The sequence below is a fragment of the Stenotrophomonas sp. G106K1 genome (assembly GCF_037969685.1).
Lineage (GTDB): Bacteria > Pseudomonadota > Gammaproteobacteria > Xanthomonadales > Xanthomonadaceae > Stenotrophomonas > Stenotrophomonas lactitubi.
Window position 1 is genome coordinate 301,348 of the sequence record NZ_JBBPFR010000002.1, and the last position, 14,604, is coordinate 315,951.

Here is a 14,604-nt window from a genome sequence, read left to right on the forward strand (position 1 = left end):
TGCCGCTCGCATTGCCAGCCAGGAAATCCGCATGTTGAAGATCTGGGGTCGCCGCAATTCCAGCAACGTCCGCAAGGTGCTGTGGTGTGCCGAGGAAATCGGCCTGCCGTATGAGTCCATCGAAGTGGGTGGCAGCCACGGTGGCACGCAGTCGCCGGAGTACGTGGCGATGAACCCGAACGGGCTGGTGCCGGTGATCGAAGACCACGGCCTGCCGCTGTGGGAATCGAACACCATCGTGCGCTACCTCAGTGCGCGCTATTCGCTGGGCACGCTGTATGCCGAAGATCCGATGGAGCGCGCGCAGGCCGAAAAGTGGATGGACTGGAGCACCTCGCGGATGGCGCCGCTGTACTCCGAACTGATCTGGGGCATCATGCGCACCGCACCGGCCGACCGCGACGAGTCACGCATCAATGCGGCGATCGTGCGTGCCGGTGATTTCCTGGCGCTGCCCAACGCAACCCTGGCCACGCAGCCGTGGTTGTCAGGCGAGAAATTCGCCATGGGTGACATCGCGCTGGGCTCGTTGATCTACGCGTGGTTCGAGCTGCCGATCCAGCGCCCGGACCTGCCGCACCTGGCCGAGTGGTATGCGCGCCTGCGCGAACGCCCGGCGTACCAGCGCGGCGTGATGTCACCGATGACGTAACGGTGGATCCAACGTGGCACCTGTAGTGCCGAGCCATGCTCGGCACCCGCGCGCAAGCGCGGCTCCACACAAGGCAGGCACCCCTCAATACAGGTCGGTCGGATCCACATCCAGCGACCATCGCACCTTGCGTGCCTCCGGCAGCGCGTACAGCTGCGGCACCAGCTGTGCCAGCACCCCATGCAGCGGTGGCCGCTGCGCTGCCGACAACAGCAGCTGCGTGCGCTGGTAACCGGCACGCCTCGGCATCGGCGCCGGCATTGGCCCATAGGCCTCCACCACGTTCTGCTCGCCCAGCAGTTTGCGCGCAGCGAGCAGGAATGCGTTGGCGTGCTCGACCTGCTGTGCTTCGGCACGCATCAATGCCAGGTGCGCGAAGGGCGGGAACCCGGCTGCCTCGCGCTGGTTCAATTCGGCCTGCGCGAACGGGTGGTAGCCACCGTTCACCAGCGTCTCCAGCAGCGGATGACCCGGATGATGGGTCTGCAGCCACACTTCGCCCGGATCGCGCGCGCGACCGGCGCGGCCTGCTACCTGGATCAGCTGCTGCGCCAGTTTTTCGCTGGCGCGGAAATCGGCCGAGAACAGGCCTTCGTCGATGCCCACCACCACCACCAGCGTCAGCTTGGGCAGGTCGTGGCCCTTGGCCAGGATCTGCGTGCCGACCAGGATGCCGGGCTCGTCGCCCAGCTTGGCCAGCTGCTGCTCCAGCGCATCGCGCCGTGCGGTGGTGCCGCGGTCGATGCGCACCACCGGGAAATCGGCGAACGCACTGACCAGGTGTTCTTCCAGCCGCTCGGTGCCGATGCCCTGTGGCTGCAGCGCCAGGCTGCCACAGGCGGGGCAGGCCAATGGTGCCGGCTGCCGCGCACCGCAGTGATGGCATTGCAGGCGACGGCCACCGCCGTGCACGGTCATCGGTGCATCGCAGCGGTTGCAGGGTGCCGTCCAGCCGCAGTCGTGGCACAGCAGCACCGGCGCATAGCCGCGCCGGTTCTTGAACACCAGCACCTGCTGGCCACGCTGCAGGTGCTCGCCGATGCCAGCCAGCACGTCGGCGGAAAGGCCATCGCGCAGCGGACGCTTGCGCACATCGAGGATGCGCACGCGCGGCGGTTGGGCATCACCGGCACGCTGCTTCAGGCGCAGGTGCGCATAGCGGCCGGCGTAGGCGTTGTGCAGGGTTTCCAATGAGGGCGTGGCGCTGCCCAGCAGTACTGGAATGCCCTGCGCCTTGGCCCGCACCAGGGCGAAATCGCGCGCGTGGTAGCGGATGCCGTCCTGCTGCTTGTAGCTGCCGTCATGCTCTTCGTCGACGATCAGCAGGCCGGGCTGCGGCAGCGGGATGAACACCGCCGAACGCGTACCCACGATCACCCGTGCTTCGCCGCGTGAGGCCGCGGCCCAGACCCGCGCGCGCTCGTTGTCGGTCAGCCCCGAGTGCAGCGCGTGCACCGCAATGCCGAGACGGCCGCGGAAGCGGGCCAGGGTCTGCGGGGTCAGGCCGATCTCGGGCACCAGCACCAGCGCCTGCCTGCCCTGCGCCAGGCAATGGATGATTGCCTGCAGGTAGACCTCGGTCTTGCCGCTGCCGGTCACCCCGTCCAGCAGGAATGCCTGGAAGCTTTCGGCGGCGGTAATCGCGGCCACGGCCTCGGCCTGCTCCGCATTGAGGGTGGGGCCGGGCAGGGGCTGAGCGTGCTGCGGCGCCACGCTCAGGGCGATGCGCTCGGCCAGGTCGCGCTTGCCCAAGCTGCGTGCGGCCCCCCGCCAGTCCTGCATGCGCGCGGACAGGACATCCTCGTCCACCACCGCGTCGGCCAGCAGCTCGGCCAATTGCCGTGGTCGGCTGCCGGCGCGCAGCTTTTCGCGCTGGGCGTGGCCCTCCAGTGTCAGCTGCCAGCCCCAGTGATGGGTGTCGGGCAGCGGTTCGCCGTGCCGCAGCGGGCCGGGCAGGGCGGTGCTCAGCACCTCGCCCAGGGGGGCGTGGGTATAGCGGGCCAGCCACTGCAGGCTCTGCCACAGCTCGCCCTGCAGCAGCGGCGCCGTGTCACACCAGGCCAGTGCCTGGCGCAGCCCCTGGCTGTCCTCGGCCTGCCCGTGGCCGGCCACCACGCCGATCAGTTCGCGGTTGCCGAACGGCACCTTCAGCCGGCAGCCGACTGCCACCGTCGGGCCCTCGCCCTGCGGCGGCAGGTAATCGAACAGGCGCGGCAGGGGAACGGGCAGGGCGACCTGCAGGGTCGGGACAGGGCCGGATTCAGGGGCGAGCATCGGCTCAGTGTAACGGCCCGTGCGAGGGCGCATGGCAGAGGCAGATGCGACCGGCATGCCCTCCAGCGAATCATAAATGTCACCTAAATATCGGTGTCTATTGGAGATTCAGTCTTATCCACATCTTCTGTGGATAAGTCTGTGCGTTAGCGGCTCATGGCGCCGCATGAGGCTGATGGCGACGGCCTCACGCTTGGGTTGGTCAAAAAATAGCCACACTTTAAATTCCATGAAAATCAATAGCTTAAGTGTGAAACATTGCTGAAACAGGGTGAATTCAGCCATTCATCGAGGAATCGCCCGGTTCCCGCGTGATGCTGTGCACAACCTGCAGCATGAAGTGTCTGGAATCGCAAGTCCTGCCGGGCGGCGATGGGCTGCCGCTATCATGCCGGCAGACCTTTGGAGTGACCGATGACGGCTGTGCCCGCCCCTGTTTCCTCGACCGCGGCCGGCGCGCTGTCGGCATTTCTGCGTGGCGTCGAACGCCGTGCCCTGGTCGTGGCCGAACTGCAGTGCGGCGACCCCGCCCGCGCCGAACAAACGCTGGTGGCGGTGATGCGCGCCTTCGCCGCCGTCGCCAGCGACCTGCCGATGGCGCAGTGGCCCGGCCGCTTCTGGACCTTGCTGGGCCAGCGCCAGGCGCTGCGCGAGCCGACCACCGGTCAGTGGCCGCCGTCGCTTGCTGCGTTGGCCGACATGGCACCCCTGCCGCGGCTGGCTCTGCTGCTGCGGGTGGGCGGCAGCCTGGATGAGGGCATCGCCACCCGCGTTCTGGATGTCGACGAGGAGGGCTACCAGCGCCTGCTGGCCACGGCCTGCCCACGCGATGCCGATGGCCAGCCCGATGCCGCCGCATGGCGGACGCTGGCCGAACAGGTGCAGTTGCGTATCCGCGACCTGCCGGCCAAGCGTCTGCAGCAGCTGGCGCAACCGTCCGCGCCAGCGGCCAACAACCAGGCGCCTGCTTCCAGCTGGCGTGCGCCGCCGCGCGACGAACGCGTGCCTGCCAGCGGCAAGCGTCGCCGCCCCAGTGCCAAGCCGCGCTGGCGTGGCCCGGTGATCCTGTTGATCACCGTGGCGGTGTTGCTGCTGGCTGCGTTGGGCTGGCGCCATTGGCAGGGCCGCGCGTTGACGGCCGATGGCCCCTTGCCCGAGGGCGTGGTGGGTGAGGCCGGGCCGGTCACCGTCGAGGCGCTGCCCGCCAGCGATGTCCGCCCCGCTGCAGGCGGCGATGCGCAGGCCAGCGAAGATGCCGCCATGCTGGCCGACCGCGACTACCCGCTGCTGGCCGAGGCCGACATGCATGCCTGGAGTGCTGCCGGTGGCCCGTTGCCGGTGGACGAATCACAACCCAAGCCGACCCGCCCGGAACCGGTCGGCGCAGCGCTGGAAACCTCTGCTGCCGATGAATAAGCTCCCCTTCGCCGGCCTGCTGCTGGCCTTGCCGCTGTCGCTGGCAGCTGCTCCGCAATCGTTGAACGTGCCGCTGCCTGCGCCGTCGGCCACGACGTCGGCGGTCGCGCCCACCGCAGCGGCGGCATTCGCGCAACTCGATCCCGCCCAGCAACGTCAGCGTCGCAGCGACTACGCCGCGTGGCGGGCCCTGCCAGAGGGTGAGCGCGAACGCATCCGTCAGGCCGCCAGCCGTTTCGCCGCCCTGCCGGCCGATCAGCAGCAGCGCCTGCGCACGCAGTTCCTGGCACAGGACCAGGCTTTCCGCGAAGGCTGGCGTCTGGGCCCGCAACTGGGCGCTGAGTTCCCCAAGCTGCACGGCCTGTTCGGTTTCGTGCCGCCGCAACAGCGTGACGCGGTCCTTGCCGTGCTGCGCCAGCTGAGCCCTGCGCAGTTGGCACAGTTGGCCCTGGTCGCGCAGCGCACGCCGCCGCAGGAACGCGACAGCGTGCGCAGCGCATTCCTCACCGTCCCCGCCGCCGAACGCGACACCTGGCTCAAGCGCCAGGCCGGCCAATAAGCGAAAAGGGGACGGAGGCAATTAAGTCGTTTCTGGCCCGATCGTGCCGGATGCGACTTAATTGCCTCCGTACCCTTTATGGGGCAGTCATGGGAATGACCGTCCAGCGCGCGTAAGATGGCCGGCCGCAACCCGGTGCCTGTGCCCTTCGCGCGCAACCGTAGTTCGCGTCAAGCACCTTATGTCTACTGCAACCTCCACGCCGCGCTTCAGCAAGGAAGTCGGCGCTACCGGTCTGCTTGCCCTGCCGCTTGTGCTCGGGCACGTCTCCACCGGACTGATCTCCTTCGTCGACAACGTGATTGCCGGCCACCATGCGACTTCCACCCTGGCCGCAGTGACCATCGGCACTGCGCTGCTGTGGCTGCCGATGCTGATCCCGATCGGTACGCTGATCTCACTGACCGCCTCGGTGTCGCAGCTGCATGGCGCCGGCCGTGAGCGCGAGATCGGCCCGCTGTTCCGGCAGGCGTTGTGGCTGGCGCTGGGCCTTGGCCTGATCATGTTCACCTTCCTCACCGTGGTGCCGCCGCTGCTGCCGGCCTTCGGCATCGCCCCGGACATCGTGCCCGGCGCAACGGCGTTCCTGCATGCGGTGCGCTGGGGGGGACCGGCGCTGACGCTGTACTTCTGCATGCGCTATCTCAGTGAAGGCATGCATTGGACGCTGCCGACCATGCTGCTCGGTTTTGGCGGCCTGCTGGTGCTTGCGCCGATGGGCTACGTGCTGGCCAACGGCAAGCTGGGCTTCCCGGAAATGGGCGCCGAAGGCCTGGGCATCGCCTCGGCGGTGATGATGTGGCTGCAGGCGATCGCCTTTGGTACCTACCTGTGGTTCACCAAGCGCTTTGCCCACCTGCAGCTGTTCTCGCATTTCGAGGGACCGCGCTGGTCAGCGATCTGGGACCTGCTGCGCACCGGCCTGCCGATCGGCATCACCGTGCTGATGGAAGGTGGCCTGTTCATCGTCACCGCACTGTTGATTGGTCGCCTGGGCGCCAATGAAGCGGCCGCGCACCAGATCGCGATCAACGTGGCGCAGCTGTGCTTCATGATCCCGATGGGCGTGGCCGAGGCGACCACCGTGCGTGTCGGTCATGCGGTCGGCCGTGGCGATGGCTTCGGCGTGCGCCGTGCGGCGTGGGCCGGCTACGCGATCATCATGGGTACGCAGACGCTGTCGGCGGCAGCGCTGCTGTTCGGCCACGACGCCATCGTCGGCGTCTACACCAACGACCTGGCCGTGGCCGGGCTGGCCTCGACTCTGCTGCTGTACGCGGCCACCTTCCAGTTCCCCGATGGCATCCAGGTGCTGTCGGCCGGCGCGCTGCGCGGACTGAAGGACACCCGCGTGCCGATGTTCATCGCCATGTTCGCCTATTGGGGCCTGGGCATGCCGCTGGGCGCCGGGCTCGGCCTCGGCCTGGGCATGGGCCCGCAGGGCATGTGGATCGGCCTGATCGTCGGCCTGACCGCGGCGGCAATCCTGATGGGCTGGCGCCTGAGCCGCAGCAGCAAGCGCATCGGCCAGTCCACGTTGGCCTGACATCACGCCGGTCCAGGGAGACCGTGACCGGCGATCCCCTGACTTGTGTCCGATGCTGCCTCACGCGGCACCGGCTATGCTGTCACCACGGCAAGAAGCCATCCGGAGTGCTCCATGAACCAACCCGTGCCGCCGCTGCCCCCGGCGAACCGCAATCCAGTCGCCAGCTTCTTCATCGGGCTGTGGGACGTGATGAATTTCACCCGCCGGTTGATCCTCAACCTGGTGTTCTTCGGCCTGTTGCTGCTGGTGCTGGTGATGTTCATCGTCGCTGCGGGCATGGGCGCTGGTGCCAGCAAGGCGCTGCAGGACCGCACCACCCTGGTGATCGCGCCGGAAGGCCGCCTGGTCGAGCAGTACAGTGCCGATCCGGTCAGCCGCGCGCTGGCCAAGGCCGTCGGTGACAACGGTGCCGAGGAAGTGCAGCTGCGCGATCTGATCCGGGTGATCGAGAGCGCGCGCGACGACAAGAAGATCGAGCGGGTGGTGCTGGAACTGGACAAGCTGCAGCCGTCCGGTTTCGCCTCGCTGCGCGAAGTGTCCGCTGCGCTGCAGGAACTGCGCGCTTCGGGCAAGCAGCTGGTGGCCTTCAGCGAAAGCATGGGGCAGTCGCAGTACCTGTTGGCCGCGCAGGCCGACGAGGTCTACCTGGACCCGATGGGTTCGGTGGTGCTGGAAGGCCTGGGCCGCTACCGCCAGTACTTCCGCACCGGCCTGCAGGACAAGCTGGGCGTGGACGTGCACCTGTTCAAGGTGGGCGAGTACAAGTCGGCCGCCGAGCCGTATGTGCTCGACGCGGCGTCGCCGGCCTCCAAGGAAGCCGATCTGTTCTGGATGAACGATGTGTGGCAGCGCTACCTCGGCGATATCGCCAAGGCCCGCCGCCTGGATCCGGCGCAGCTGGCGGCCGGCATCGATACCCTGCCTGAAGGTGTGGCTGCCGCTGGCGGCGACCTGGCCAAGTTCGCCCTGCAGCAGAAGCTGGTGACCGCGCTGAAGACCCGCGAGGAATTCGAGGATCTGATGATCGAGCGCGGCGTGGCTGATGACGACGCCGACGGTGGTTTCCGCAACATCGATTTCGGCACCTACATGGCCCAGCTCGATGCGCGCCGCAACCCGGTTGATTCGCGTCCGCAGGTCGCGGTGGTGGTGGCCTCCGGTGAAATCAGCGGCGGTGATCTGCCGGCCGGCCGCATCGGTGGTGAATCGACCTCGGCGCTGCTGCGCGCGGCGCGCGACGATGACGACGTCAAGGCCGTGGTGCTGCGCGTGGATTCGCCCGGTGGCGAGGTCTACGCCTCCGAGCAGATCCGTCGCGAAGTGGTGGCCCTGCAGGCCGCCGGCAAGCCGGTAGTGGTGTCCATGGGCGACCTCGCTGCGTCCGGTGGTTACTGGATCAGCATGAACGCCGATCGCATCTACGCTGATCCATCGACCATCACCGGTTCGATTGGCATCTTCGGCATGATCCCGAACTTCAGCCGTGCGCTGGACAAGTTCGGCGTGCACACCGATGGCGTCGGCACCACCCGTTTCGCCGGTGCCTTCGATGTCACCCGGCCGATGGACCCGGCGGTGGGCCAGGTCATCCAGTCGGTGATCAACAAGGGCTATGCCGATTTCACCGGGCGTGTCGCCGAGGCCCGCAAGAAGCCAGTCGAGGCGATCGATGAAGTCGCCCGTGGGCGTGTCTGGAGCGGTGCGCAGGCCAAGGAGCGCGGTCTGGTCGATGCGTTCGGTGGCCTGAAGGACGCCGTGGCTGACGCTGCCGGTCGGGCCAAGCTGGGTGCGACCGACAAGTACCGTGTGCGTTACATCGAGAAGGCGGCGACGCCGTTCGCGCAGTTCGTCAGCGGCTTCGCTGGCAGCCACGCCGGCGCCTGGATGCTGGCCGATTCCGGCGTGGGCCGGATGATGCTGGCGCGCACGATGCCGGAAATCGATACGCAGCTGCGCTTCGTTGAAAACGCGGCCCGCGAGAAGGGCAACGGTGCACCGGTGAAGTCGCTGGCGTACTGCTTCTGCGGATTCTGACAACCCATCCACGCATGGCGTGGATCTACCAGGAATGTCCACGCATGCCCTGGATCTACTGAACGCACAACGCCCGGCCTTGGCCGGGCGTTGTTGCATGCGGGGATCTACTGCGCGTCGGCCTCTGCCTTGCGCTCGCGTTCGGCCGCCTCGTCCATGGTCTTGTGCACGCCTTTGGCGCGGTCCAGGGGTTGATTGACTGCCTTGGCCAATGCCTGCGGTTCCGGTGGTCGTTCCGGATTCGGCGGTGCAGGGCGCTGGCACCCGGCCAGCACGACGGCCGACAGCAGGATGGGAATCAGGACGCGCATGGCAGCTCTCCACGAGGGATGTGGGGCAAGTGTCGCATCACGGACGGGGGACGACCGTGAGCGCGTATCCTTGCCACATCGAAACACAGTGGGCGCGGCCCCGGAGGACATATGACCCAGCAACGGTGGCGCCTGGATGGGCAGACGGCCCTGATCACCGGTGCCAGCGCCGGTATCGGCCTGGCGATCGCGCATGAACTGGCCGGTCTCGGCGCCGATCTGATGATCGTCGGCCGCGACCTGGATATGCTGGAGAGTGCCCGTGACGAACTGCTGGATGTATATCCGCAGCACCAGGTGCACGCATTGGCCGCCGATGTGTCCGACGACGAAGACCGCCGGCAGATCCTGGACTGGGTCGAGGACCACGCCGATGGCGTGCACATCCTGGTCAACAATGCCGGTGGCAACATCACCAAGCCCGCCACGGAGTACTCCGAAGACGAGTGGCGTGGCATTTTCGAAACCAATCTGTTCTCGGCGTTCGAACTGTCGCGCTATGCGCATCCGTTGCTCGCGCGCCACGCGTCATCGGCCATCGTCAACGTTGGCAGCGTGTCCGGCCTGACCCATGTGCGCAGTGGCGTGGTCTATGGCATGACCAAGGCGGCGATGCACCAGATGACCCGCAACCTCGCGGTGGAGTGGGCCGAGGATGGCATCCGGGTCAATGCGGTGGCGCCGTGGTACATCCGCACCCGTCGCACCTCCGGCCCGCTGTCCGATACCGACTACTACGAAGAAGTGATCGGACGCACGCCGATGCGGCGCATCGGTGAGCCGGAAGAAGTGGCGTCGGCGGTGGGCTTCCTGTGCCTGCCGGCGTCGAGCTATGTCACCGGCGAATGCATCGCGGTGGATGGCGGCTTCCTGCGCTATGGGTTCTGATCGCGGCTGATCACTGCGGATGAAGGATCCGCGCGCTGCGTGAATGCCTCACTGCGGCACCGGGCAATTGCTGGCTTCCAGCACGGCCTGCAGGCGCTCGCGTTCGCCACGCGCCGTCGGCTGATTCTCCGGTGCGGCGAACCGCTCGCGACCCCGTGCATCGCGGAAGCGCTGCTGCCAGCTACCACAGCGCTGTGCTTCGGCAACTTCGGTGCAGCGGTCGCGGACCACTTCGCAACTGGCGGCGTTGACCGGTGTTGCCCCGCCCAGGCCCTGTATGTTCAACAGTTCGCAGCGACCTGGCGCAGCCTCGTACTCATGCAGGTAGGAACCGCCCTGCGTGTCAACGCACTGGAAGATCGCCGGTAACGGAGGCTTTGGTGGCGCGTCCTTGTCCGTCGCAGCGCCATCACCGCGTTGGTGCAGCGTCGCGCTGTCGAGGATGGTGTCTCCCTCTGCGCTGTCGACCATGCGGGCTTCCATGATCGGACGTTCCTCACCGGCGCGCGGGCTGGCCGACGCGGCGGTGGGCGCGCTGGGCGTTGAGGTGGGGGGAGATACAGGCAAGGCCCGGGGACTGGGGGGCGGAACTTCCGGTGTGGCAGCGACGGGCGCCGCCCGAGCCGGATCGGCCACCCGCTGCACGCGCTGCGTGCTGCCGTCGGGACAGGGCATGCGCTGGATGGTCTGCACGTCGCTGGCTGAGGTGCAGCGGTAGATCACCATGTCATCGGCCAACGCGTTGCCGGGCAACAGGCCGATGGCCAGCCAGATCAGTCTTCTCATGCGAGCAGCCTACAGCCGTGGCCCATGCCCTGGTAGCTGCCAACCCTGGTTGGCACCGCTGTCTGCCAGGGCGCAGGGCTCACATGCCCTGGTAGTTGCCAACCTTGGTTGGCACCGCTGTCTGCCAGTGCCCACCAAGGTGGGAAGCTACCAAAGCGCGCGGCACAGCGCTCAGCGCAGGGCTCAGCGGCCGCAGTCCTGCGCCAGCCGGGCATCGATGCCACGCTGCTCGTTGCTGATCGCGGTGCGCTCGCTCTGCAGTGCGCTGTTGTAGCGCCGGTCCAGTTCCCAGCGACGATCACGCAGGCGTGCGCACACTTCCTGCGGGGGCAGGGCGTGGCAGGTATCGCGGACCAGGATGTTGCCGGCAGGCACGTTGACACCGACGCCCACTGACGGCGGGCGATACACCGGCGGCCCGCCGCCGATGGGGGCACCGATGGTGCTGCCGCTACCGGCCGGGCGCGGCCCTGGATGCGGTCCGGGTCGCCCGCCGCCAGGATGACCATGCGGATACCAGACCGTGGTCCACAGCGGTACCCAGCGCGGATTCCCTTCGTTGTTGTCGCTGGTGTAGCGGTCGCCGTCTTCACTCACGCATTCGTACATCGGCTGTGGCGGCTGGATGTAGACATGGCGCACCTCGCGCTCGCGCATCGGCGATGTCTGCGCCGGTGCGGGCACTGCGGCATCGGTGCTGACCACTCGCGGCGGCGGATCGCGTGGACGTTGCAGGTCGCGCACTTCCTGGCGGCCGGCCGTGCAGGGCTTGTCCTGCAGGGCGACGGCACCATTGCTGCCGACGCAGCGGTAGACCCGCACGTCGTCAGCGGCAAGTGCCGGCAACGGCAGCAGCAGGGCCAGGCACAGGACAGGGCGCAGCAGGGTCATGGGCGCAGCGTGCGCGATCGGCAACGCCGACGCAATCAGCCTGTCAGGAGCGCAGTACGTTGCCACTGAGCGCGTCGCGGATCGGCGTGGGTTGGGCCAGGCCGCCGGTCTGCCCATCGAGGATGCCGTCGAGCAGGCGCAGCAGGCGCGGGTCCAACTCTTCACGGCTGCGCGCAGGTGGCTCGCCGGCAAGGTTGGCGCTGGTGGAGACCAGAGGACCACCCCAGGCCTGGCACAGTGCCGCGACCAAGGGGTGGGCGCTGATCCGTACCGCGATGCCGTTGTGTTCGCCGGTGATCCAGCCGGGGGCGCGTGCGCCGGCGGGCAGGATCCAGGTGTTGGCGCCGGGCCAGCTGGCGAGCACCGCGCGCTGGCGTGCATCGGGCAGCGCCTGCAGGCGCACCCAGTCCTGCAGCTGCGACAGTTCCGCGGCCACGAGGATCATGCCTTTCTCGATCGGGCGCTGCTTCAGCCGCAGCAGCAGGTGCACTGCTGCCTCATGCGAAGGGTCGCACCCCAGGCCCCAGACGGCTTCGGTCGGGTAGGCGATCACCCCGCCACTGCGAAGCGTGGCGACTGCGGTGTCCAGTGTGAGTTCTTTCATGGCGGCGACCGGGCCCGGCGTGGGCTTTCATTATCCCCCCCGCTGCGTGCAGAACGGGTGGAACAGTGGGTGCGGACCTTGGTCCGCACACTTTGGCAGATCATCCACGCATGGCGTGGATCTACTTGGCGGCTTTCTTGGCCGGGGCCTTCTTCACCGCTTTCTTGGCGGCCTTCTTCGCCGCCTTCTTTGCCGGCGCCTTCTTGGCAGCGGCCTTCTTCGGCGCGGCTTCCTTCTTCACTGCCGCTTTCTTCGCCGGGGTCTTCTTCGCGGCGGCCTTCTTGGCGCCGAAGCCCTTGCGCACCGGCTTGCCGGTCTCTTCCATCAGCTGCTGCACTTCGGCCAGGGTCAGCGATGCCGGCTCACGATCCTTGGGGATCTTGCCGTTCATCTTGCCGTCGCTGATGTACGGGCCGAAGCGGCCGTTCAGCACCTGGATGTCGCTGCCCTCGAACTCCTTGATGATCCGGTTGCGCGCGATTTCTTCCTTCTCTTCGATCAGGAACACGGCGCGGGCCAGGTCGATGGTGTACGGGTCGTCTTCCTTCTTCAGCGAGGCGTAGGTGCTGCCACGCTTGGCGAACGGTCCGAAGCGGCCGATGCCGACGCTGACGTCCTCGCCCTTGTCCTCACCCAGCGCGCGCGGCATCAGGAACAGCTCCAGCGCGTCTTCCAGGGAAATGGTGTGCATCGACTGGCCCGGCCGCAGGGAAGCGAACTTGGGCTTGTCCTCGGCATCCTCGGCCGTGCTGCCGATGGCTGCGTAAGGCCCGAACCGGCCCAGGCGCACGCTGACCGGCTTGCCGGTCTTCGGGTCGGTACCCAGTTCGCGCGCACCACTGGCCTCGGCACGGTCGACCGATTCCTTCTTGTCTTCGACCAGTTCCTTGAACGGGCCCCAGAAGCGCGACATCAGCGGAATCCACTCTTCCTCGCCGCGCGAGACGGCATCGAGCTCGTCTTCCAGCTTGGCGGTGAAGTCGTAGTCGACGTACTGGGTGAAGTGGCTGGACAGGAACTTGGACACCGCACGGCCGACATCGGACGGACGGAAGCTGCGGCCTTCCATTTCCACGTACTTGCGGAACAGCAGGGTCTGGATGATCGAGGCGTAGGTCGAAGGACGGCCGATGCCATATTCTTCCAGCGCCTTCACCAGCGCCGCTTCGGTGAAGCGCGGCGGCGGTTGGGTGAAGTGCTGGTCGGCCACGATGCGTTCCAGCGGCACGCGGTCGCCCGGCTTCATCGCCGGCAGCTTGCGGCCTTCGTCGTCATCCTCGGCGCTCTTGCTGTCCTTGCCTTCTTCGTACACGGCCAGGAAGCCGGGCACGACCACCGTGGTGCCGCTGGCGCGGAACACGTGTTCGCTGCCGGCCGACAGATCCACGCTGACGGTGTTGAGCGTGGCCGGAATCATCTGGCAGGCCACTGCACGCTTCCAGATCAGCTCGTACAGCTTGCGCTCGTCGTCGGTCAGGAAACGCGCGACCTGGGCCGGGGTGCGCAGTGCCGAGGTCGGACGCACCGCTTCGTGCGCTTCCTGGGCGTTCTTGGACTTGGTCTGGTAGGTGTTGGGTTGGTCGGGCAGCGAGGCGATGCCGTAGTCACGGGCGATCACGTCGCGGATTTCGGCCAGCGCGTCCTGCGACAGGTTCACCGAGTCGGTACGCATGTACGAGATCAGGCCGACCGTGCCTTCGTCGCCGCCGATGTCCACGCCTTCGTACAGCTTCTGCGCGACCTGCATGGTCTTGCGGGTGGTGAAGCCCAGCTTGCGCGAGGCTTCCTGCTGCAGCGTGGAGGTGGTGAACGGCGGCGCGGGGCGGCGCTTGCGCTCCTTGCTGGCCACGTCGGTGACATGCAGGGCGCCCTGTGCGGCCTGCTGGATGCGCAGGCGGGCGGCCTCGGCGGTGTCGCCGTCGGTGACGGTGAACTGCTCGAACTTCTGGCCGTCCAGCTTGACCAGCTTGGCGTTGAAGTGCTGCGAGGGGTGCGCGCACTCGGCGGCGATCGACCAGTACTCGCGGGCGATGAAGGCTTCGATCTCTTCCTCGCGCTCGACGATCATGCGCAGCGCCGGGCTCTGCACGCGGCCGGCGGACAGGCCGCGCTGGACCTTGCGCCACAGCACCGGCGACAGGTTGAAGCCGACCAGGTAGTCCAGCGCGCGGCGCGCCTGCTGGGCATCGACCAGGTCGCTGGCAATCTCGCGCGGCTGGCTGATGGCTTCCTTGATCGCGCGCGGGGTGATCTCGGTGAAGACCACGCGCTGCATCGGCTTGTCCTTGACCAGCCCGCGCTCCTTCAGGATCTCGGCGATATGCCAGCTGATCGCTTCACCCTCGCGATCCGGGTCGGTCGCCAGCAGGATGTCGTCGGCGCCCTTTGCGGCCTTGGCGATCGCATCGACATGCTTTTCGTTCTTCTCGATCACGTCGTAATGCATGGCGAACCCGTTGTCCGGGTCAACCGCGCCTTCCTTCGGGATCAGGTCACGCACGTGCCCATACGAGGCCAGGACCGTGTAGTCCTTGCCGAGGTATTTGTTGATCGTCTTGGCTTTGGCCGGCGATTCAACGATGAGCAGGTGCTTGGGCATGGCAGCAGGGTCTGTGGGTAAGCCGCGGGGAAGGGCCGCTA

12 protein-coding genes are annotated in these 14,604 nt (G+C 67.4%); 6 read left to right on the forward strand and 6 right to left on the reverse strand.

Going from position 1 to position 14,604, the window contains the following annotated elements; translation table 11 throughout:
- Positions 1-31 precede the first annotated feature (31 nt).
- Positions 32-652 carry a glutathione S-transferase family protein gene (locus WKB25_RS03700; protein ID WP_340568782.1) on the forward strand — a complete coding sequence of 207 codons (621 nt, stop codon included), beginning with the start codon at positions 32-34 and terminating at the stop codon, positions 650-652.
- Positions 653-736: 84 nt separating this feature from the next.
- On the opposite strand, the gene WKB25_RS03705 is transcribed toward WKB25_RS03700, so the two are convergent.
- Positions 737-2,926 carry a primosomal protein N' gene (locus tag WKB25_RS03705; protein ID WP_340568783.1) on the reverse strand — a complete coding sequence of 730 codons (2,190 nt, stop codon included), beginning with the start codon at positions 2,924-2,926 and terminating at the stop codon, positions 737-739.
- A gap of 414 nt (positions 2,927-3,340) precedes the next feature.
- On the opposite strand from WKB25_RS03705, the gene WKB25_RS03710 reads away from it, so the two are divergent.
- From WKB25_RS03710 to sppA, 4 genes are all read left to right on the forward strand, one after another.
- The gene (locus tag WKB25_RS03710; RefSeq protein ID WP_340568784.1) at positions 3,341-4,342 is read left to right on the forward strand and encodes a hypothetical protein; all 1,002 of its coding nucleotides are present in this window, start codon (positions 3,341-3,343) and stop codon (positions 4,340-4,342) included.
- Positions 4,335-4,901, forward strand: a complete 567-nt coding sequence (locus tag WKB25_RS03715; RefSeq protein ID WP_340568785.1) for a DUF3106 domain-containing protein — start codon at positions 4,335-4,337, stop codon at positions 4,899-4,901. The genes WKB25_RS03710 and WKB25_RS03715 overlap by 8 nt, the downstream gene beginning before the upstream one ends.
- Positions 4,902-5,082: 181 nt before the next feature.
- Positions 5,083-6,447: an MATE family efflux transporter gene (locus WKB25_RS03720; RefSeq protein WP_032976478.1), complete on the forward strand. Its 1,365-nt coding sequence runs from the start codon at positions 5,083-5,085 to the stop codon at positions 6,445-6,447.
- A gap of 114 nt (positions 6,448-6,561) precedes the next feature.
- Positions 6,562-8,484, forward strand: coding sequence for a signal peptide peptidase SppA (sppA, locus tag WKB25_RS03725; protein WP_340568786.1), 1,923 nt, complete (start codon positions 6,562-6,564; stop codon positions 8,482-8,484).
- Positions 8,485-8,591: 107 nt separating this feature from the next.
- Here the strand turns inward: sppA and WKB25_RS03730 are convergent, their stop codons facing one another.
- Entirely contained in the window at positions 8,592-8,795 is a 204-nt protein-coding gene (locus WKB25_RS03730) for a hypothetical protein (RefSeq protein ID WP_340568787.1), read from the reverse strand.
- A gap of 111 nt (positions 8,796-8,906) precedes the next feature.
- Between WKB25_RS03730 and WKB25_RS03735 the strand changes: the two genes are divergently transcribed.
- Positions 8,907-9,683, forward strand: coding sequence for an SDR family oxidoreductase (locus tag WKB25_RS03735; RefSeq protein WP_340568788.1), 777 nt, complete (start codon positions 8,907-8,909; stop codon positions 9,681-9,683).
- A 48-nt stretch (positions 9,684-9,731) separates the two neighbouring features.
- Here WKB25_RS03735 and WKB25_RS03740 read toward each other — a convergent pair whose 3' ends face one another.
- The 4 genes from WKB25_RS03740 to WKB25_RS03755 all read right to left on the reverse strand — a co-directional run bounded on the left by WKB25_RS03740 (position 9,732) and on the right by WKB25_RS03755 (position 14,563).
- Positions 9,732-10,469, reverse strand: a complete 738-nt coding sequence (locus WKB25_RS03740; RefSeq protein WP_340568789.1) for a hypothetical protein — start codon at positions 10,467-10,469, stop codon at positions 9,732-9,734.
- A 183-nt stretch (positions 10,470-10,652) separates the two neighbouring features.
- Positions 10,653-11,360, reverse strand: a complete 708-nt coding sequence (locus WKB25_RS03745; RefSeq protein ID WP_340568791.1) for a DUF4124 domain-containing protein — start codon at positions 11,358-11,360, stop codon at positions 10,653-10,655.
- 43 nt (positions 11,361-11,403) lie between these two features.
- Positions 11,404-11,964 (reverse strand): Sua5/YciO/YrdC/YwlC family protein, encoded by a 561-nt coding sequence (locus tag WKB25_RS03750; protein ID WP_340568792.1) that lies wholly within the window; start codon positions 11,962-11,964, stop codon positions 11,404-11,406.
- 121 nt (positions 11,965-12,085) lie between these two features.
- A complete protein-coding gene (locus WKB25_RS03755) occupies positions 12,086-14,563 on the reverse strand; it encodes a DNA topoisomerase I (protein WP_340568794.1) in 2,478 nt (825 codons plus the stop codon).
- Positions 14,564-14,604: the final 41 nt, after the last annotated feature.